Genomic DNA, 19,632 nt, shown 5'->3' on the forward strand with positions numbered 1-19,632 from the left:
GCTGCGCTGGATCGCCTTTTTGCGTGCCTGGTTGCAGGTGGTGCGGGAGCGTTCCTCAACGTGCTCAAGCACTATGCGGCTCGCAAACATGGCAATGGAGGTTTGACAGGGGTTTTTCAGGGACGACTACTTAGGCCGGTGCCTAGAAATTCATTCAAGCCAAGCCCGCATCGCGCGCGGCTAATTCAAGCGTTAGGAGCTTCATGAGTAATACGGCAGCTTGGGGTTACGAGCGCTAGCGCGCTTTTCGGGGATCAGTGCATGGATAAGTCACAAGCAGACGCAATCGCGCAGGCCATACTTCAGCCGGATCTGGAGGCGCAAGAACAGATTCGTCGTAGGCGTGCCGCGGAAGATCAGGCCGTGGCGGACCGACGGATGGTTGCCTGGTTCTCGCTTTCCGGCTTCGTCATCGGTGCCGTTGTGGCACACCTTACTGGCTATCGCATCACAGATGGCATCATTTGGGGTGGCACCGCTGGCGGCGCGGTTGGCTGGGCTGCACTGAAGCTGTGTCGTCGCCGGCTGGCGCCCTAACAATTCATTCCACCCGACAGCACTTCACAGCGCGGCCTGACTCACGCGTCAAACCGCACATGAGAGACATGTAAGCCAGGACGCCGCGAGCGCATCTGCAGTCAGCGCCGACAGCCGAGGCGCACGCGGAAGCGCCGCTGCACCACGTCACCGCATTGGCTTGAATCGCGGTGACGCAGCGCCGCGCCTATGCCATGGCTTCGTCGGGATCCAACGCCACTGCCGCCTGCTGTGCGCGATCGAATCGCTCGCGGGCGGCGCGGATGCTGCCGTGGTTTTCGCCCGCCCAAGTGAGCAGTTGCGAGACTGGGCCGAGTAGCGCAATTCCCAGCTTGGAGAGCGCGTATTCCACGCTCGGCGGCTTGGTGGCGTAGACCTTGCGGGTGATCATGCCGTTGCGCTCAAGATTGCGCAGCGTCTGGGTCAGCATGCGCTTGGAGATGTCCGGCACGGCGCGCTGGATGGCACTGAAGCGGGATGGGCCGGGGATCAGCGTCAGCAGGATCAGCAGGGTCCACTTGTCGCCGATCTGGTCGAGCACATCGCGCACTGGGCACTTGGTGGCGTCGAAGGGTCCTTCCAGGGACGGCGGCGGCGGGAACAGGGCAATCGCATTCACGTGGGGTATCTCACGGTAACCAGGGGGAGCAAAACTGCCTCCTTGCGGAGGCCTGGGCGGCGCTGACACTATGCAGGCGATCAGTTAGGTCTAGATAGTAGACCAAATCTCTTATGCAAACCTACCGGAGCCCGTCATGACCTCTACATCCCCCCTGACTCTTGTCACCGGCGCTAGCGGGCAGTTGGGTGCGCTGGTGGTCGAAGCGCTGCTTGGCCATCTGCCTGCAAACCGCATCGTAGCAACGGCCCGGGATACCGCGTCACTTGCCGAGTTCGCAAAACGCGACATCGCGGTACGTCAGGCCGACTATGCGAACCCGCAAAGCCTGGACACGGCCTTCGCCGGCGTGGCCCGCGTGTTGCTGGTCTCGTCCAATGCGGTCGGCCAGCGCGTGCCGCAACACCGCAACGTGATCGAGGCAGCCAAGCGCGCCGGGGTGGAGCTGCTGGCGTATACGAGCATCCTGCATGCCGATACCAGCACGCTGTCGCTGGCCGCCGAGCATGTGGCCACCGAGGCGCTGCTGCGCGAGAGCGGCGTGCCGCACGCGTTGTTGCGCAATGGCTGGTACATCGAGAACTACACCGGCTCGATCGCTGCAGAAGTCGCCCACGGCGCAGTGATCGGCAGTGCGGGCGAAGGCAGGATCAGCGCCGCCACGCGCGCCGACTATGCCGCGGCCGCTGCAGCAGTGCTGGCGTCGGATGCACCACAGGCCGGGCAGGTGTACGAGCTGGCAGGCGATACCGCTTTCACGATGGCCGAGTACGCCGCCGAGGTGGCGCAGCAGTCGGGCAAGCCGGTGGCCTATCACGACCTGCCGGAAGCCGATTACGCGGCAGCGCTGGTGCAGATCGGCCTGCCGGCCGGCTTTGCGCAGGTGCTGGCGCAGTGCTCGGCCGCTTCGCGCGGCGGCGCCCTGTTCGATGATCGCCATACGCTGAGCCGGTTGATCGGCCGCCCCACCACGCCGTTGCGCGACGCGGTGGCGGCGGCACTCGCAGCGCGCTGAGTCACGGCCGGGACCATTGCGCTGCCGAGCCGTTCGGCACGCAGTGGTTCGCGCGTCGTTGAGCAGGTGCGCCATGACCGCCTGGGATCACGGCGAACCTCGTGGTGCTTCACCGATATGCGACCGGCAGCGATGGCCGGCTGGTCGGCGTGGCTGCGTGTGTCGGGATGCTCGCCAGTGCGTTGGGCCAACGGCATTGGTCGAGGCGGTGGGCAGTGGCGCTGCATTAACGACCGATCAGCAAACGTGCAACTCGGTTGGTCAACGCGTGCTGCGGTGATCGAGCCGGTGCGGCACCGGGTTGCTGCCAACGCCAGAGACATGCACAGCCTGTACACTGCGCGACGCACTCCCGGGCGCCGCAGATCGCAGCGTGACCGTGCCGACGCCGACGAAAATTGCGTGCCTGCAAAGCTCAATGGTGGCGCAGACGCGCCGCGCTGGCGAGTCCAGCAGGTAATGGCGCGCAACCATCGACGATGCGCAACACCGAAAGCATGGAAGGGCGTGCGCGGTCTCCGTGATGCCACGACCGCAGTTCCGGATGCAGTTCTGTTCGACCACCTTCATCCCATCGCGCGCAGCTGGGCTCGCCTCACGTTGGTCGCATAACTGCCATCGCCCCGACACGACGGTGACACAAGGGCGCGGCAGCGAGGTTCGGCAGTGTCACCAAACTGACATCAAATCTAAATATAACTACTGCCATTGCCGCTACGTCAGGACGACCGGCGCCTGGCAGGCGCTTCCACGCCGTGCAGCCGCCCTCTTGGCAGCACCGGATCGACGCAGCCGCCGACCCGTTTCCCTTGCACGAGCCGGACCAATGAAAAAACGCAATCTCGCCACTGTTCTGTGCGCCCTCAGCGCGACCGCCAGCGGCAGCACGCTGGCCGCCGAGCTGGAGTTGTACGTCGACCGCAAGACCAAGCAGATCTTCGCCGAGCCGGCGCCAGGTCGCGATAAGTTGGGCACCTTCGTGCAGGTGGACGAAAACGGCAAGCTGCCGGCATCGGCGATGCCGGCCGTGCCCGCACAACCGCTGCCGCCCGCGCCGGGCGCCGCCACGCCCGCCGACACTGCCATTGCCCAGGTCGCGCCTATGCCGGCGCCGGTTGCAACGCCAGCGCCGGCCAAGTCCGGCGACGCCGGCAAGAAGTGGTACGACAAACTCAGCCTGCGCGGCTACACCCAGATCCGTTACAACCAGGGCATCGGCGGCGATGCGCAGGACCTGCGCGCGCCGGGCGACCGCTTTATCGGCAACGACCAGAGCCTGGGCATCCGCCGTGCGCGCCTGGTGCTGAGTGGCGATCTCAACGAGCATGTGTCGCTGTATTTCCAGCCGGATTTTGCCAGCACGCCCACCGGTTCCACCACCTCCAACTTTGCGCAGCTGCGCGACGCCTACGCCGATATCTTCTTCGACAAGAAGCGCGAATACCGTGTGCGTGTGGGTCAGTCGAAAATGCCGTACGGCTGGGAAAATCTGCAGTCCAGCCAGAACCGGCTCTCGCTGGATCGCGCCGATGCATTGAACTCGGGCCTGCGCGACGAACGCGATATCGGTGCGGTGTTCTATTACAGCCCCACCGTGGCCAAGGGCCGCTTCCAGGACCTGGTCAAGTCGGGATTGAAGGGGTCGGGCGACTACGGCGTGATCGGTGCCGGTGTGTACAACGGCCAGGGCGCCAACCGCGCCGAGCGTAACGACAGCATGCACGCGGTGGTGCACGCCACCTACCCGTTCAAGTTCGCCAACGGCCAGTATCTGGAAGTGGGCGCCGACGCCTACGCTGGCCGCTTCGTGCCGACTGCGGCAGCAGTGAATATCGGCGGCCGCAGCTTTACCCCGGCCATCACCGAGCCCAATGGCTATACCGACCAGCGCGTGGCCGCGCACATCATCTATTACCCGCAGCCGTTCGGCCTGCAGGCGGAGTGGACAGTGGGCCGTGGCCCGGAACTGGATGTGGCCCAGCGCCGCATCCGCACCCGCTCGCTGAGCGGCGGCTATGTGCAGGCCATGTTCAAGCACGACTTCAACTACGGCACCTTGCTGCCTTACCTGAAATGGCAGACCTACCGCGGCGGCTCCAAGTTCGACACCAATGCCCCGCGCATGCGTCTGGACGAAGTGGAAGCCGGTGTCGAATGGCAGCCGATGGATGCGCTGGAACTGGTGTTCGCGTACTCGAAGATGAAGCGCACCGACGTCGGCACCGCACCGTATCCGGTCGTTGAAGGCGATTTGCTGCGCCTGCAGTTGCAGGTCAATTACTGAGCAGGGTCGGCAGCGCCGGTCATGGCTGCGGCGGCGGTCATGACCGGTGCATTCGTGTGCGGCTGCGTGCGTTCGCGCCGGGATCTGCATGCACGCAGGTGCCTGCGCGATGCTGCCAGCCCCGCGCGTGGTGACGCGCTCACTGGAACGCATATGCGTATCAAGGCCACGGTGGAGCGGCTTCCCGGCGGGATGATGCTGGTCCCCTTGTTGCTCGGGGCGCTTTGCCACACGCTCTGGCCGCAGGCCGGCAGCACCTTGGGGTCTTTCCGCAACGGCCTGATCAGCGGCACGGTTCCGATCCTGGCAGTGTGGTTTTTCTGCATGGGAGCAACCATCCAGCTGCGCGCCTCCGGACGGGTGCTGCGCCGTTCGGGCAGCTTGGTACTGACCAAGATCGCGGTGGCCTGGCTCGTCGCAGTCCTGTGCGCACCGCTGCTTCCCATCGGCGGTGTGTCGAGCGGGCCGCTGGCCGGGCTGTCGGTCCTGGCGCTGGTGGCTGCGATGGACATGACCAACGGCGGGCTGTACGCCGCGTTGATGCAGCAATACAGCAGCAGCGAAGACGCAGGGGCAGTGGTGCTGATGTCGCTGGAATCGGGCCCGCTGATCTCCATGCTGATCCTGGGTGCCAGCGGCCTGGCCAGCTTCGAACCACAGCTGTTCGTCGGGGCGGTGCTGCCGCTGTTGCTGGGCTTTGCACTGGGCAACCTCGACGCGGAATTGCGGCAGTTCTTCGCGCAGGCGACCAAGACGCTAGTGCCTTTCTTCGGGTTCGCGCTCGGCAACACGCTGGATCTGTCGATCATCGCCCACACCGGCACAAGTGGCGTGCTGCTGGGCGTGGCGGTCGTCGTGATCACCGGGCTGCCCTTGCTGCTGGCCGACCGCTGGATCGGCGGCGGCAACGGCACCGCCGGGGTGGCCGCCTCCAGCACGGCCGGTGCCGCCGTGGCCACTCCGGCCCTGATCGCCGGCATGGCGCCGCAATTCGCACCCGCAGCGCCGGCCGCGACGGCGCTGGTGGCCAGCGCGGTCATCGTCACCTCGTTGCTGGTGCCGCTGCTGACGACCTTGTATGCACGCCGTGGCGGTGCACGCAGCGGCTGAGAGCCGGGCTGGCGCCATGCAGCCTGCGATGGGATGCCCGGGCCGTTAGCGTTGCGGCATGCATGGCGCCGGAACGAGTCGACGCCGGTGCGCAGCCGCCGACGCTCATGTGGCCGATGTGCACGGCCGGCATCTGTCGCGTTCACGCATACGCCAGGCCGCCCGACGGCACGTGGCGCACTGCGGTGGCAGTTGGGCTAAGCCGACAGTTCTCCACGCACGATCTGCGCGCCCGCACTGAGCGCACTGAGTTTGCCGCGCGCCACGTGCCGGGCGAGCGGCGCCATGCCGCAGTTGGTGGAGGGATAGAGCTTGTCGGCATCGACGAAGCGCAGCGCTTTGCGCAGTGTCTCGGCCACTTCCTGCGGCGTTTCGATCGTCGTGCTTGCCACGTCGATGGCGCCGACCATTACCTTCTTTCCGCGAACGAGTTCGATCAGATCGATCGGCACGTGCGAGTTGTGGCATTCCAGCGAAATGATGTCCAGCGAGGATGTCTGCAGCTTGGGGAACGACTCTTCGTACTGGCGCCACTCCGAACCCAGCGTCTGCTTCCAGTCGGTATTGGCCTTGATGCCGTAGCCATAGCAGATGTGAACGGCGGTCTCGCACTTCAGACCTTCCACCGCGCGCTCCAGGGTGGCGACACCCCAGTCGTTGACCTCGTCGAAGAAGACATTGAAGGCCGGTTCGTCGAACTGGATGATGTCCACGCCGGCGGCTTCCAGTTCCCTGGCTTCCTGATTGAGGATCTTGGCAAACTCCCATGCCAGTTTTTCGCGGCTTTTGTAGTGCGCATCGAAGAGCGTGTCGATCATCGTCATCGGGCCGGGCAGCGCCCACTTGATCGGCTGGCGGGTCTGCTGGCGCAGGAACTTGGCATCGTCCACGAACACCGATCTCGGACGGCTGACCGCGCCGACGACGGTCGGCACGCTGGCGTCGTAGCGGTCGCGAATCCTGACCGTCTCGCGTTTTTCGAAATCGACACCGCTGAGATGTTCGATAAAAGTGGTGACGAAATGCTGACGTGTCTGTTCGCCGTCGCTGACGATATCGATGCCGGCGTGCTGCTGTTCCTGCAGCGACAAACGCAGCGCGTCCTGCTTGCCTTCGATCAGTTCGGCGTCCTGCAATTTCCAGGGCGACCAGAGCGTTTCGGGCTGGGCGAGCCAGGACGGCTTGGGCAGGCTACCGGCGGTTGAGGTGGGAAGCAGCTTTGTCATGATGAGGGATGTCGTGCGTTCTGGTTGATTAGGAAGCGTGGCTGGACGCCCACTGCGCAAGCAGGTTGCCGTAGGGCCGGATGAAATGCTCTTCGGTGAATTTGCCCTGCGTCACGGCGAGCTGGCTGCGCTCTTGGCGGTCGTAGACGATCTGGGTGGACGAATAATCCTGATGTTTCAGGCTCGGCTGATAGGTCGGCCCTGCTGCAGCGTTGGCGTTGTAGATCTCTGGCCGGTAAATCTTCTGGAACGTTTCCATCGTGGCGATGGTGCCGATCAGCTCCAGGTTGGTGTAGTCGCCGAGCAGGTCGCCGAAGAAGTAGAACGCCAAGGGCGCAACGCTGCTGGGCGGCATGAAATAGCGCACCTGCAGGCCCATCTTTTCGAAGTACTGGTCGGTCAACGAAAACGCGTCCTGCCGGTATTCGATCCCCAGGATGGGGTGCCGGTTTCCGGTGCGGTGATAGGTTCTGCTGGTGGAGACGCTGATGCAGATGACCGGCGGCTTGCGGAAGTGCGCGCAGTACGCGGGCGAGTGCACGAAGTGCTTGAACAGCTTGCCGTGCAGGTCGCCAAAATCGTCCGGGATGTTGAAGCCGGACGCATCTTGGTTGTGCGCTGGCAGCAGCACGCTGAAATCGTAGTCGCGCACGTAGGAAGAGAAATTATTGCCGGCAATGCCGTCGATGCGCGCACCGGTATGCCGATCGACGATGGTGGGTTTTAATATCTCGATCAACGGAAACGCATCGTCCAGCGCGCGTTCGCCGATGTGCATTTCGACGGAGATGATGTCCAGCTCCACCGCGTAACGGTCACGGTTGGGGTTATCCCAGTGCGCCAGATCGTTGCAGCGGTTGTTGATCATCGCCAGCGTGTTACGCAAATTTTCCTGACGTCGCTGACCTCTGGCCAGGTTGGCGAAGTTGGTCGTGTTGCGCGTCGTGGCCGAGGGGTGGTAGTCCTCATCGAAGCGCAGGCTCTTGATGGTGAAATTCAATACGTGAGTCATTGCGAACCGATGCCTTGTTTCTAAGATGGGACGCGCGCATGCGCTGCGTCATGGGTAATGCCGGCGGCATGCAGGCCGGGAAGTGGATCAGTACGCGCTTGCCGACCGATCCGGTTCCCTGGCTACCGCGAACTGGGCCCTCAGGCCGCAGCCACGCCCTGCGCGGCGCTGGACCGCGCATGCCGCGTCAGCTCGATCAGCGGCAGTGCCCGCTGCACCGCCAGCCTGGCCCGGTCGGCCAGCGCGTCGTTGTGCACGCGGTAGTCCAGAAAGTCGCGGTCGGTTGCGTAGACGCCCAGCGGCAAGGTGCGTGCCTGGAAGAAGCTGAAAAGCGGGCGTAGCTGGTGGTCGATCACCAACGCATGGCGGTCGCTGCCCCCAGTTGCGGCGAGCAGCACGGGGGTATCGATCAAGGCGTCCTGATCGATGAAATCGAAGAAATGCTTGAACAGTCCGGTGAACGAGCCGCGGTAGACCGGCGTTGCCACCACTAACACGTCGGCCTGCTCTACCAGGCAGAGCGCCTGCTCCACCGTGCCAGGGACTTGGGTACGCCAGAGCGCGCCAGCGAAGTGCGGTGCCAACGCCCCAATTTCGACCAGATGGCGCTCGCACGGTACCTGATCGGCGATCAACTCCAGCAGGTGTTCTGCCAGGGCAACAGCCTTGGAGGGGCGTTGCATCCCGCCGGAAACCGCGACGACGCGGAGTGGGTGTTTGACAGTCATGCTAGGCAACCTTACGCAGTGGGGACGTCGTGCAGTGCGCCAGGAAGATTGCGGCCCGACCTATCGGCCGCGCCGTGCGTCCGAACCCGCTCACACAGCAGCGACTGAACAACGAGTCCCGATGCTAGGGCTCGCATTCAATGAAGTAAAATGGTGTTATTTCAACAATCCATGAATTCGGATCATTTGAATGCTTGAGCGCATCCATCTCACCATCGTCCAGCAGGTCGAGCAGCAAGGCTCGCTGACTGCCGCCGCAGGCGTGTTGAATCTGACCCAGTCGGCGCTGAGCCACAGCATGAAGAAGCTGGAACAGCAGCTGGGCACCGACATCTGGTTGCGCGAGGGGCGCAGCCTGCGCCTGACCCAGGCCGGCCAGTACCTGCTGGCGGTGGCAAACCGGGTGCTACCGCAACTGGACCTGGCTGAAGAGCGGCTGGGGCAGTTTGCCCAAGGCGAGCGCGGTGCGCTACGCATCGGCATGGAATGCCATCCCTGCTACCAGTGGCTGCTCAAGTTGGTGGCGCCGTATCTGGCCACGTGGCCGGATGTGGATGTGGATGTGAAACAGAAGTTCCAGTTCGGCGGCATCGGCGCGTTGTTCGGCTACGAGATCGATCTGCTGGTCACGCCCGACCCGCTGTTCAAGCCAGGACTCAGGTTCGAGCCGGTGTTCGACTATGAGCAGGTGCTGGTCGTGGCCAAGCGCCATGCGTTGGCGTCGGCGGCCTACGTCAAGCCACAGCAGCTCACACGCGAGGTGCTGATCAGCTACCCGGTGGATCTTGAGCGCCTGGATATCTACAGCCAATTCCTGTTGCCGGCCGGCGTCACGCCGCGGCGCCACAAGGCCATCGAAACCACCGACATCATGATGCAGATGGTGGCCAGCGGCCGCGGCGTGGCCGCCATGCCGCGCTGGCTGGTCGAGGAATATGCGGCCAGAATGGACGTGGTGCCGGTGCGGCTGGGTGCGCGCGGCATCCCCAAGCAGATCTATCTGGGCGCGCGCGAGGCGGACATCGCAATCGATTACCTGCGCGCCTTCATCGAACTGGCGCGTGCGCCGGCCAATGCCACTGCCTATCCGCAAGGACCCCACTGATGGACGCCACTGCCCAACGCATGCCACTTCCACTGCCTGACGGCCACGCCAAGGTCTTGCTGCATTCGTGCTGCGCGCCGTGCTCTGGCGAGGTCATGGAGGCGATGCTGGCCTCCGGCATCGACTACACCATCTTTTTCTACAATCCCAACATTCATCCGCGCAAGGAATACGAGTTGCGCAAGGACGAAAACGTGCGTTTTGCCGAACAGTTCGGCGTGCCCTTCATCGACGCCGACTACGATCGGGACAACTGGTTCGAGCGGGCACGCGGGATGGAAAACGAACCTGAGCGCGGCGTGCGTTGCACCATGTGCTTCGACATGCGCTTCGAACGCACCGCGCTGTATGCCCACGAGCACGGTTTTCCGGTGATCACCAGTTCGCTGGGTATCTCGCGCTGGAAGAACATGCAGCAAATCAACGACTGCGGCATGCGCGCTGCGGCCAAGTATCCCGGCTTGATGTATTGGAGTACAACTGGCGCAAGGGTGGTGGCGCCTCGCGCATGATTCAGATCAGCAAGCGCGAGAACTTCTATCAACAGGAATACTGCGGTTGCGTCTATTCCCTGCGCGATACCAATCGGCATCGTGTGGACAGCGGTCGCAAGCGCATTCAACTCGGCGTGAAGTTCTATGGCGATGACGAGTAGCAAGACTGAGCCTTCGCCAGTTCAGCGGCGACCACACGTGAATTTGGGGCTCCTCCCGCTCGATCAGCGCGTCGTGGCGATGTCACCCGATCATCATGACAAGACCGCAAGACCCGTGATTCCTGCAGACATGCCGAGCGGTGCCAGCACCATTACCGACACCTATTCGCTGGAGGTCAGCGTCAAGGACATCGGCGCGCTGACCAATGCGGCGCCGCGCATCCTGCCTGGCTCGGACATGTTCATTCCCTACTTGCCAGGCCAAACCGAGGCTGCGCGGCTGGCCGCAGCACAGAGGGTGCGTCGCCTTGGTTTCGAACCCGTGCCACATCTTTCCGCGCGTCGCATCGGCTCGCTCGAGGAACTGCAGGCAGTTGTCGCGCGCCTGGTCGGTGAGGCCGACGTCACCCGCTGCCTGGTGATCGCAGGTGATCCATCCACTCCGAAGGGACCGTTTGCCGACAGCGTGTCGCTGATCGAGACGGGTGTGTTCGAACGCTCAGGCATCCGCACCATCGGCGTGGCGGGTCATCCGGAGGGACATCCGATCATGCGCACGACAGAACAATGGGACGTGCTGGAACGCAAATGTCGCAGCATTCAGGAGCGCGGCATGGCGCCCCTGATCGTGACGCAGTTCGGGTTCGATGCCGACATCGTCATGACATGGCTGGAAGCGCTGCGCGCGCGCGGCATGACGCATCCGGTGCGGGTGGGCGTGCCCGGTCCTGCCAGTGTCGCCGTACTCGCACGCTATGCGGCAAGCTGCGGGGTCGGCGCCTGCGCGTCGGTGCTCTCAAACTATGGCATCTCCATTGGCAAGCTATTCGGCAACGCAGGGCCGGATCGCTTTGTCGATCGCCTCGTCAGCCGCCTGACGGAAGCGCATGGAGATGTCCGCTTGCACCTCTTCCCGTTCGGCGGCATCGCCCAGTCTGTGGAGTGGGTTGCGCACTATCGCTCGTGCGAGGCGTCGCAGGATCGGGTTAGCTCCGTGGCCGCGGATTAGGCGTCAAGACAAACGTGTCTGTGTGCCAGTCAACGTGGGCTTGAGGCGGTCACACCGCTACTGATCGGGCGATGGGTCCGTGGCGATGCTGGCCGGGACGAGAGCGGCTGAATGCGCTGCGTCCCATGCTGGTCAAGGCAATCTGGCCGCTACAGCGGCAGTGCACGAGATTGAAGGGGAATTCGGTCTTCATCGCTGCATGCTTTTCCCTGCGACAACGCCGCGTCCGCGACCCTGATCGCACTCGGTGTCGTTTACTTTCTAGCGACATGCACGCAGCGCCGTGAGTGTTGCAGTGCACAGCAGACCTGTCACAAGAGCGCGGTATAACCATCCACGAATCGCGGCGAGGGGGGCGCTGCATCCGATGTCGTTGCCGTGCGCGATGGCATCGCTTCTGCAATGCTCACGGAGAGATCTTGCCATGCCGAAGCCGTCGCTGTTGTCGCTGTTGTGCTCCCTCTCACTGCTCTCTGCACCGCTTGCGGCAGCCGAGTTGCAGCCCAAGCAATTGGCTGGCCCACCGGAGGAGTTCGCGCAGATGCGTGCGCCAGATCCGGCCGAGTCGGCGATTTTGTCCAAGAGTGCGTTGCTGCCGGTGGAACTGGCACCGGCCGGTCAATCCGCGCGCTGGCAAGGCAGCTTGCCGGTGGAAAACGGGCACCTGCGCTTCATGGTGCTGTCCGGCGATCAGGCCTGGGATGCAGCAGTGGCTGCGCCTCAGCTTGCCGGCGCACGCGCCACGGCGGTGGCGACACCGCTGCACGCGCAGCGCACGCTGCTGGGCACCGCCGAGCACGGCACCAGCGGCATGCGCTACGCCGTGGAGTCGGCGCGCAACGGCGCATGGTCGTTGACGCTGCAGTCGTCCTCGCCGGTGGCGCAGCGCGGCTACGTGCTGATGGAAGGCGATCCGCGCACGCAGCTTGCTTCGTACCTGCGCACGCGTCAGCAGCAGGTTGGCCAATCGCTCACGCTCAACGCGCTGCTGAGCGGCAACGATGCACGCGGCGCCACGCTGCTGACCGCACAAGCCGGAACGATCGACCAGGCAAGCCTGCGCGTGATCGACCCGCAAGGCGGTGTGCGCAGCCTGCCGATGGCCGATGACGGCAAGCACGGCGATGGCGCCGCTGGCGATGGCGTGTACGGCGGCACGTTCCAACCGACCAGCGAGGGCACCTGGATTGCGCAGGTCATCGTGCATGGGCATGACCAGGCTGGCCAGCCGTTCGTGCGGACCAGCGAGCACGTGGTGCCGGTGGTGGATACGTCGCTGCGCCTGCTCGGCAATGCCCTGGGCGCACGCGCTGCCGAGGGCACGCGACTGACGATTGCGCTACCGGTCGCTGCACGTGGCAACGCACCGTCGCATTACAGGGTGTTCGGCCAGGTCTGGGGCACCGATGCCAAGGGCAAGGACGTACCGGTGGCCTGGATCGGCGGCATGCTGACGCCGCAGCAAGGCCAGCTGCCCCTGAGCCTGGACGAACGCTGGATTGCGCGTGCCGGTGCGCGGGCACCGTTCACGCTGCGCAGCCTGCGCATCGAAGACCCGGACCATTACATTCCGCTGGTGCAGGCCGGCGCGCTGCCGTTGCAAGTGCCTGCGCTACGCCGCGCCAGTGTCGCCCGCGCCAGCACGGCGATCGACGAGAGCATGCGCATGGGCCCCCGCCCCACTGCACTGGCTTCCGCGATGGCGACGGCACAGCCTCAGGCCGCCGGCTCGCAATTGGTGCTGGTGCACGGCTATTGCTCCAACGGTGTGTGGCCGCAGGCGCAATTCACCAATGCCTCGACCTTCCTGGATGCCAAGCAGAACCGCAGCAACGACCAGTTTGCGCAGCGACTTGCCCAGTTCGCCAGCCAATGGTCGTCGTTCTCTACGGTGGCGCACAGCCAGGGCGGCATGGCTGCGCTGCACCTGTATACCTACTATTGGAGCGGGCTGGATAACGCCACCGGTGGGCGGGTGATGCAGTCGGTGGGCACGCCGTATCAAGGTACCAATCTGTCTGGGGTGCTGGCCGCGGTGGGTTCCTGGTTCGGCGTGGGCTGCGGCACCAATAGCGACATGACCTACGACGGCGCCAAGGCCTGGCTGGCCGGCATTCCGGCCGATGCACGCGCCAAGGTCAACTACTACACCACCTCGTTCGCCAAGACCAACTGGTACACCAACGATTACTGCAACGCTGCCTCGGATCTGGTGTTGAACGACCCGGAAGACGGCACGGTGGAGCAGGTCAATGCGCAGCTGCCGGGTGGCGTGAATCGCGGCCACACCACCGGCCAATGCCACACCACCGGCATGCGCGACCCGGCGCAGTATCTGGATGCCAACCGCAATGCAGTGATGAATGCGAATGCGGCGAGGTAAGGCGGGTTGACCTGCGGTGCGATGGCCGGGGCGTGCGCCGGCCATCGCGTTGCAACCGGCGCTAGCGCTGCAGGGCTGGCGCCGGGCCTTGGGTTGATGCCACGGCCGATTGTGCATCGGCGCCACCACCCAGCACCTTGTACAAGGTCACCCGATTGTTCGCCTCGGTCAGCCGCAAGCTGATCAGTGTCTGTTGTGCGCTGTAGAGCGTGCGCTGCGCATCCAGCGCCACCAGGTAACTGTCCACGCCATTGCGATAGCGCGCATCCGATAGGCTGAAGCTGCGTTGTGCGGCGTCCACCATTGCCTGTTGCGCATGCATCCGTTCTTCAAGCTGCGTGCGTTCGGCGAGTGCATCGGCCACTTCACTGAAGGCGGTCTGGATCGCCAATTCGTACTGCGCAATGGTGATGTCCTTTTGCAACGTGGCCACATCCAGTTCGGCCTTCAACGCGCCGGCACGGAAGATCGGCACGCTCACGCTGGGCGAGAACGACCACGTATGGTCGCCATCGAACAGGCTGGATAACGCATCGCTGCCGCGCCCGGCATTGGCGGTCAACGAGATGGTGGGGAAGAAGGCCGCACGTGCCGCGCCGATATCTGCATTGGCGGCCTTGAGCGTGTGTTCGGCCGACAGCACGTCCGGGCGCTGCAACAACACCCGCGATTCCAGCTGTGCAGGCAACGGCGCAAGCGCCACGCCTGTCTCGATCGCATCGCTGGCAGGCAACAACGCAACCGGCACCGACGTGCCCACCACCAGATTCAAGGCGTTGCGCGACTGCGCCAGCTGGGTGGCATAGTTGGCCACGTCAGCGCGCGCGCTTTCCACGCTGGTCTGGATCTGCGCCAGATCCAGACCGGAGACGATGCCGTTGTCGTGCTGCAGCTCGGTCAGACGCAGCGTCTTGCGTTGGCTGTCCAGGGTCTGCTGCGCGAGCGCCAGGCGCTGTTGATCGGCAGCCACGGTCAACCAGTCGTTGGCCACTTCAGCCACCAGGCTCAGACGCGTGCTGCGCTGGGTTTGCTCACTGGCGAGATAGCTTTCCAGGGCCTCGTTCTTGAGGCTGCGGATGCGACCGAACAGATCCAGCTCCCAGCTGCTGATGCCCACCTCGCCGCTGGCGCTGCGGATGACCTGCGCCGCGCCGGTGAAACTGGTCGCTGCCGCGGCGCGCTGCGCGGTGTGCGAGACGGTGGCATCGACGGAGGGAAACAGGTTCGCACGTTGAATGCGGTACTGCGCGCGTGCCTGCTCGATATTGAGTAATGCTACGCGCAGGTCGCGGTTGTTGTCCAGCGCCAGCGCGACCACCTGCTGCAGACGCGCATCGGTCACCACCTGCCGCCAATCCAGAGCGGCTGCATTCGGCGTGCCGGTATCCGCGTTGCCGGTGCTGCCGGTGCTGCCGATCACGCTGGGCACCGGCGCATCCGGGCGTGCGTAACGCGGCGCCATGCTGACGCAGCCACTCAAGGCGATGGCGCAGGCCGCTGCCACACTTGCAACGCCGCAGCGCATCACGGGGCCACCTCGGACGTCTCAGCGGCTGTCGCGTGATCAGACGCCCTACCAGGAAACACGCTGCGCACCATCACGTAGAACAACGGCACGAAGAAGATGCCCAGCAGCGTAGAGACCAGCGTGCCGCCGAGCACACCGGTACCCAGCGAATGGCGTCCACCGGAGCCGGCGCCGCTGCTGACCACCATCGGCAGCACGCCGAGCAGGAACGCCAGCGAGGTCATCACGATCGGGCGCAAGCGCATGCGCGCGGCATGCAAGGTCGCTTCGATCAGCGGCTGGCCCTTCTCTTCCAGTTCCTTGGCGAACTCCACGATCAGGATGCCGTTCTTGGCCGACAGGCCCATCGTCGCCAGCAGGCCGACCTGGAAATAGATGTCGTTGGAGAGCCCGCGCAGCCATGTTGCCAGCAGCGCGCCGACGATGCCCACCGGCACCGCCAGCATCACCGAGATCGGGATCGACCAACTCTCGTAAAGGGCGGCCAGGCACAGGAACACGAACACCAGCGACACCGCGTACAGCATCCAGGTCTGTGCGCCGGCGGCCTGCTCCTGGTAGGACATGCCCGACCAGGCGTAGCTGACGTCCTTGCCGACCTTGCCTACCAGCGCGGCGATGCCGTTCATCGCCTCGCCGGAACTGATGCCAGTGGCGGCGCTGCCGGTGATCTCCATCGACTCCACGCCGTTGAAGCGGCTCAGCACTTGCGGCGCATACGCCCATGCGCTGCTGGAGAAGGCCGAGAACGGCACCATCTCCGAACTGCTGTTGCGCACGTACCAGCGGCCGATGTCGGTGGGCAGCATGCGCGCGCGCGCCTCGCCCTGCACGTAGACGCGCTTGACCCGGTTGTTGTTGAGGAAGTCGTTGACGTAGCTGCCGCCCATCACCGTGGCCAGCGTGGTGTTGATGTCAGACGCATCCAGGCCGAGCGCGCCGGCCTTGGCGTCGTGGATCTGCACGCGGTAGGTCGGCGCGTCTTCCAGGCCGTTGAAGCGCACCGCGGTCATGTCCTTGTCGGCGCTGGCCAGCTGCAGCAGCTGCTGGCGCGCGGCGACCAGCGCGTCGTGGCCCTTGCCGGCCACGTCCTGCAGCTCCAGGGTGAAGCCGGAACTGCTGCCCAGGCCATTGATCGCCGGCGGCGACAGCGCGAACACCTGCGCATCGAGCAGCGTGCCCATCATCGCGCCGGTGATGCGGTTGGCGATCTCCTGCGCGGGCGCATCGCGCTGCGCCCAATCCTTGAGCTTGATGAAACCCATGCCCGAGTTCTGGCTGCTGCCGGCGAAGCTGAAGCCGGAGATGGTCATCATCCCCGCCACTTCCGGCTGCTTGAGGATGAACTCAGAAGCCTGGTCGATCGACTGCTGCGTGCGCTGCTGGGTGGCGCCGGCCGGCGTGGTGAACATCACCATCAACATGCCCTGGTCTTCGTCGGGGAGGAACGAACTGGGCAGGCGCCAGAACAACAGCGCCATCACCACGAGCAGCGCCAGATAGACCAGCCCGCCGAGTTTGCGATGGCCGATCAGCTTGCCCACACCGCGACCATAGCCATCGGCGCCGCGGTCGAAGCGCACGTTGAACCAACCGAAGAAGCGCCCGAGCAGGCCCTTGCGCGATACGTGGCCGCCCTGCTCGATCGGCGTGAGTAGGCTGGCGCACAGCGCCGGGCTCAGGGTCAGCGCCACCAGCAGCGACAGCAGCATCGCCGCGGCGATGGTCACCGAGAACTGACGGTAGATCTCGCCCGTGGCGCCGCCGAAGAAGGCCATCGGCAGGAACACCGCGGTCAGTACCAGGGCGATGCCGATCAGCGCGCCGGAGATCTGTCCCATCGAGGTGTAGGTCGCCTGCCGCGGCGACATGCCTTGCTCGCTCATCAGACGCTCGACGTTCTCCACCACCACGATGGCATCATCGACCAGCAGGCCGATCGCCAGCACCATCGCGAACATGGTCAGCGTGTTGATCGAATAGCCGAGCAAGGCCAGCACGCCGAAGGTGCCCAGCAGCACCACCGGCACCGCGATCACCGGCACCAGCGTGGCGCGCCAGTTCTGCAGGAACAGGTACATCACCAGCACCACCAGCACGATCGCCTCGAGCAGGGTCTTGACCACTTCCTCGATGGAAATACGCACGAACGGCGTGGTGTCGTAGGCGACTTCGTACGTGAGCCCGGTGGGGAAGTACGGCTTGAGCTGTTCGAGCTTGGCTTCCACCGCCTTGGCCGCATCCAGCGCGTTGGCGCCGGTCGCCAGCTCCAGGCCCATGCCCGAGGCCGACTTGCCGTTGTACTTGGAACTGGATGCATACGACTTGGAACCCAGCTCCACCCGCGCCACGTCGCGCAGATACACGGTGGCGCCGCCGGGCTGCGACTTCAGCACGATCGCCTCGAATTGCGCCGGGGTCTTGAGCTTGCTGCGCGAGGTGACCGTGGCGTTGAGCTGCTGGCCCTGCACCGCCGGCAACGCGCCCAGCGCGCCCGAGGAGACGTCGGCGTTCTGCGCCGAAATCGCGTTGCTCACGTCCGCGGGCATCAGCGCGTAGGTGTGCAGCTTCTCCGGATCCAGCCACACCCGCATCGCATATTCGGAGCCGAACACGTTGACCCCGCCAACGCCGTTGAGCCGGCTGATCGGGTCCTGCAGCGTGGACACCATGTAGTCGCCGATATCGGTGCTGTCCATGCTGCCGTCTTCTGAGGTGAAGGCCAGCACCATGAACATGCTGCTGCCGGTGGACTTGGTGACGGTCACGCCATTGCTCTGCACCGCCTCCGGCAGCATCGCCTCGCCTTGCGAGACCTTGTTCTGCACCTGCACCTGGGCGGTGTCCGGGTCGGTGCCGGAATCGAAGGTCAGGGTGATCGAGGCGGTACCGGCGGAGCTGCTGCTGGAGGACATGTACAGCAGGTGGTCCAGGCCGGTCATCTGCTGCTCGAGGATTTGCGTCACCGAGTTCTGCACGGTCTCCGCCGAGGCGCCGGTATAGGTGGCGCTGACGTTGATGGACGGCGGGGCGATGTCCGGATACTGCTCCAGCGGCAGCGACAGGATCGAGAGCGCGCCGGCCAGGGTGATCACGATCGCGATGACCCAGGCGAAGATGGGACGGTCGATGAAGAAACGGGCCATGGCGGTTCCTCAGTCGGCCTTCGGCGCCGCCGCAGCGGCGCCCTGCGTGGATGGCGACGCGTTGGCGGCCGTGCCGGCCGCAGCGTTCTGGCTCACGTCCACGGCCTTGACCTCGGCACCGACCGACGCCTTCTGCAAGCCCTGCACGATGACCTTGTCGCCAGCCTTCAATCCCTGGCGCACCACCCACTTGTCGCCGATCGCATCGCCGGTGGTCAGCACCCGCTGCGCGACCTTGTTGTCGCTGCCGACCACCAGCGCCACCGCCTGGCCCTTGCTGTTGCGGCTGATCGCCTGCTGCGGCACCAGGATGGTCTGCTCGTCCACGGCCATCGACAGTTTCGCGGTGACATACATGCCCGGCAGCAACAGGCGCTCGGGATTGGGCACCACCGCGCGCAGCTTGACGGTGCCGGTGGCGGTATCGACCGCGGCATCCACCACCTCCAACGTGCCGCTGTGTGCATAGGTGCTGCCGTCCTCCAGTTGCAGCGTCACCTCGGCCTTGCCGTCCACCGCCTTGAGCTGGCCGGCGTCGAGCTGGCGGCGCAACTGCAGCAGCTGTGCGCTGGACTGGGTCACGTCCACATAGATCGGGTCGAGTTGATTGATGGTGGCCAGCACCTCGCTCTGGCCGGCACTGACCAGCGCGCCCGACGTGTAGCTGGAGGTGCCGATGCGGCCGGACACCGGCGCGGTGATGCGGGTGTAGTCGAGATTGATGCGCGCGGTCTGCAACGACGCCTTGGCCGCGACCACCGCCGCCTCGTTCGAGCGCAGCGTGGCCAACGCATCGTCGCCGTCCTGCTTGCTGACCGCATCCAGCCCGACCAGGGTCTGGTAGCGCTGCGCCTTGGGTCTGGCCGACAACACCGCCGCCTCGGCTTGCGCCAGATCGCCCTTGGCGGTGTCGTACGCGGCCTGGTAGCTGGCCGGATCGATTTCATACAGCACCTGCCCGGCCTGGACGTCCTGGCCCTCGGTGAACAGCCGCTTGCGCACAATGCCGCCGACCTGCGGGCGCACGTCCGAGGTGACATAGGCCACGGTGCGGCCGGACAAGGTCTGGTCCACGGCCAGCCGCTGCACCTTCAGCGTCTGCACACCGACCTGCGTCTGCGGCATCTGCGGCGGCTGCCTGGAGGAACACGCGGCCATGAGCGTGGTCACGGCGGCGGGCAACAGCCAGCGCAGGGACGCAGTGCGAAAACGATGGGCGGCGACGGGCAGCATGCGGCGAACTCACGGTTTATCCGAATGTGGCCACGCTACGGC

At 64.9% G+C, this 19,632-nt stretch carries 16 protein-coding genes; 9 read left to right on the plus strand and 7 right to left on the minus strand.

The genetic code is table 11. The features are described from left to right. Positions 1 to 261 precede the first annotated feature (261 nt). Positions 262 to 537: a hypothetical protein gene (locus F7R02_RS17470; RefSeq protein WP_033485907.1), complete on the plus strand. Its 276-nt coding sequence runs from the start codon at positions 262 to 264 to the stop codon at positions 535 to 537. A gap of 187 nt (positions 538 to 724) precedes the next feature. On the opposite strand, the gene F7R02_RS17475 is transcribed toward F7R02_RS17470, so the two are convergent. Next, positions 725 to 1,156, minus strand: coding sequence for a winged helix-turn-helix transcriptional regulator (locus F7R02_RS17475; protein ID WP_003488983.1), 432 nt, complete (start codon positions 1,154 to 1,156; stop codon positions 725 to 727). 136 nt (positions 1,157 to 1,292) lie between these two features. Between F7R02_RS17475 and F7R02_RS17480 the strand changes: the two genes are divergently transcribed. From F7R02_RS17480 to kdgT, 3 genes are all read left to right on the plus strand, one after another. After that, complete coding sequence (locus F7R02_RS17480; protein ID WP_078588978.1) at positions 1,293 to 2,171, plus strand: SDR family oxidoreductase; 879 nt, start codon at positions 1,293 to 1,295, stop codon at positions 2,169 to 2,171. Between the two features lie 826 nt (positions 2,172 to 2,997). Continuing rightward, entirely contained in the window at positions 2,998 to 4,455 is a 1,458-nt protein-coding gene (locus F7R02_RS17490; protein WP_078538037.1) for an OprO/OprP family phosphate-selective porin, read from the plus strand. Between the two features lie 153 nt (positions 4,456 to 4,608). After that, the gene (kdgT, locus tag F7R02_RS17495; protein WP_078588995.1) at positions 4,609 to 5,565 is read left to right on the plus strand and encodes a 2-keto-3-deoxygluconate transporter; all 957 of its coding nucleotides are present in this window, start codon (positions 4,609 to 4,611) and stop codon (positions 5,563 to 5,565) included. A 197-nt stretch (positions 5,566 to 5,762) separates the two neighbouring features. Here the strand turns inward: kdgT and F7R02_RS17500 are convergent, their stop codons facing one another. The 3 genes from F7R02_RS17500 to msuE form a co-directional block, all read right to left on the minus strand. Next, on the minus strand, positions 5,763 to 6,791 hold the full coding sequence (locus tag F7R02_RS17500; protein WP_003488997.1) for a methionine synthase: 1,029 nt from the start codon (positions 6,789 to 6,791) through the stop codon (positions 5,763 to 5,765). Positions 6,792 to 6,819: 28 nt separating this feature from the next. Then, positions 6,820 to 7,803 carry a DUF1852 domain-containing protein gene (locus F7R02_RS17505; RefSeq protein WP_078588980.1) on the minus strand — a complete coding sequence of 328 codons (984 nt, stop codon included), beginning with the start codon at positions 7,801 to 7,803 and terminating at the stop codon, positions 6,820 to 6,822. A gap of 140 nt (positions 7,804 to 7,943) precedes the next feature. Further along, complete coding sequence (gene msuE / locus F7R02_RS17510) at positions 7,944 to 8,531, minus strand: FMN reductase (protein WP_016849365.1); 588 nt, start codon at positions 8,529 to 8,531, stop codon at positions 7,944 to 7,946. 190 nt (positions 8,532 to 8,721) lie between these two features. Here msuE and F7R02_RS17515 point away from each other — a divergent pair, with 190 nt between their 5' ends. The 5 genes from F7R02_RS17515 (at position 8,722) to F7R02_RS17530 (ending at position 13,683) form a co-directional block, all read left to right on the plus strand. Next, positions 8,722 to 9,636: a LysR family transcriptional regulator gene (locus F7R02_RS17515; protein ID WP_003489002.1), complete on the plus strand. Its 915-nt coding sequence runs from the start codon at positions 8,722 to 8,724 to the stop codon at positions 9,634 to 9,636. Beyond that, a complete protein-coding gene (locus F7R02_RS27235) occupies positions 9,636 to 10,148 on the plus strand; it encodes an epoxyqueuosine reductase QueH (protein ID WP_268874964.1) in 513 nt (170 codons plus the stop codon). The genes F7R02_RS17515 and F7R02_RS27235 overlap by 1 nt, the downstream gene beginning before the upstream one ends. Continuing rightward, positions 10,064 to 10,291 (plus strand): epoxyqueuosine reductase QueH, encoded by a 228-nt coding sequence (locus F7R02_RS27240; protein ID WP_268874966.1) that lies wholly within the window; start codon positions 10,064 to 10,066, stop codon positions 10,289 to 10,291. Before F7R02_RS27235 ends, F7R02_RS27240 begins: the two co-directional genes overlap by 85 nt. A gap of 130 nt (positions 10,292 to 10,421) precedes the next feature. Then, positions 10,422 to 11,300 (plus strand): methylenetetrahydrofolate reductase, encoded by an 879-nt coding sequence (locus F7R02_RS17525; RefSeq protein ID WP_016849367.1) that lies wholly within the window; start codon positions 10,422 to 10,424, stop codon positions 11,298 to 11,300. A 424-nt stretch (positions 11,301 to 11,724) separates the two neighbouring features. Next, positions 11,725 to 13,683, plus strand: coding sequence for a choice-of-anchor X domain-containing protein (locus tag F7R02_RS17530; RefSeq protein WP_139370865.1), 1,959 nt, complete (start codon positions 11,725 to 11,727; stop codon positions 13,681 to 13,683). A gap of 61 nt (positions 13,684 to 13,744) precedes the next feature. Here F7R02_RS17530 and F7R02_RS17535 read toward each other — a convergent pair whose 3' ends face one another. Genes F7R02_RS17535 through F7R02_RS17545 form a run of 3 tightly spaced genes read right to left on the minus strand, consistent with a single transcriptional unit; the run spans position 13,745 to position 19,590 of the window. Next, positions 13,745 to 15,208, minus strand: a complete 1,464-nt coding sequence (locus F7R02_RS17535) for an efflux transporter outer membrane subunit (RefSeq protein WP_078588982.1) — start codon at positions 15,206 to 15,208, stop codon at positions 13,745 to 13,747. Continuing rightward, positions 15,208 to 18,357, minus strand: coding sequence for an efflux RND transporter permease subunit (locus F7R02_RS17540; protein WP_078588984.1), 3,150 nt, complete (start codon positions 18,355 to 18,357; stop codon positions 15,208 to 15,210). Before F7R02_RS17540 ends, F7R02_RS17535 begins: the two co-directional genes overlap by 1 nt. Before the next feature lie 9 nt (positions 18,358 to 18,366). Continuing rightward, a complete protein-coding gene (locus F7R02_RS17545; RefSeq protein ID WP_078588987.1) occupies positions 18,367 to 19,590 on the minus strand; it encodes an efflux RND transporter periplasmic adaptor subunit in 1,224 nt (407 codons plus the stop codon). Between the last annotated feature and the right edge of the window lie 42 nt (positions 19,591 to 19,632).

The organism is Xanthomonas cissicola (assembly GCF_008801575.1).
Classification (GTDB): domain Bacteria; phylum Pseudomonadota; class Gammaproteobacteria; order Xanthomonadales; family Xanthomonadaceae; genus Xanthomonas; species Xanthomonas cissicola.

Excerpts from the sequence above, each read along its gene's own strand:
- F7R02_RS17470 (WP_033485907.1), top strand. The coding sequence starts at position 262 with ATGGATAAGTCACAAGCAGACGCAATCGCGCAGGCCATACTTCAGCCG.
- F7R02_RS17480 (WP_078588978.1), top strand. The coding sequence starts at position 1,293 with ATGACCTCTACATCCCCCCTGACTCTTGTCACCGGCGCTAGCGGGCAG.
- F7R02_RS17490 (WP_078538037.1), top strand. The coding sequence starts at position 2,998 with ATGAAAAAACGCAATCTCGCCACTGTTCTGTGCGCCCTCAGCGCGACC.
- kdgT (WP_078588995.1), top strand. The coding sequence starts at position 4,609 with ATGCGTATCAAGGCCACGGTGGAGCGGCTTCCCGGCGGGATGATGCTG.
- F7R02_RS17500 (WP_003488997.1), bottom strand. The coding sequence starts at position 6,791 with ATGACAAAGCTGCTTCCCACCTCAACCGCCGGTAGCCTGCCCAAGCCG.
- F7R02_RS17505 (WP_078588980.1), bottom strand. The coding sequence starts at position 7,803 with ATGACTCACGTATTGAATTTCACCATCAAGAGCCTGCGCTTCGATGAG.
- msuE (WP_016849365.1), bottom strand. The coding sequence starts at position 8,531 with ATGACTGTCAAACACCCACTCCGCGTCGTCGCGGTTTCCGGCGGGATG.
- F7R02_RS17515 (WP_003489002.1), top strand. The coding sequence starts at position 8,722 with ATGCTTGAGCGCATCCATCTCACCATCGTCCAGCAGGTCGAGCAGCAA.
- F7R02_RS27235 (WP_268874964.1), top strand. The coding sequence starts at position 9,636 with ATGGACGCCACTGCCCAACGCATGCCACTTCCACTGCCTGACGGCCAC.
- F7R02_RS17525 (WP_016849367.1), top strand. The coding sequence starts at position 10,422 with ATGCCGAGCGGTGCCAGCACCATTACCGACACCTATTCGCTGGAGGTC.
- F7R02_RS17530 (WP_139370865.1), top strand. The coding sequence starts at position 11,725 with ATGCCGAAGCCGTCGCTGTTGTCGCTGTTGTGCTCCCTCTCACTGCTC.
- F7R02_RS17535 (WP_078588982.1), bottom strand. The coding sequence starts at position 15,208 with ATGCGCTGCGGCGTTGCAAGTGTGGCAGCGGCCTGCGCCATCGCCTTG.
- F7R02_RS17540 (WP_078588984.1), bottom strand. The coding sequence starts at position 18,357 with ATGGCCCGTTTCTTCATCGACCGTCCCATCTTCGCCTGGGTCATCGCG.
- F7R02_RS17545 (WP_078588987.1), bottom strand. The coding sequence starts at position 19,590 with ATGCTGCCCGTCGCCGCCCATCGTTTTCGCACTGCGTCCCTGCGCTGG.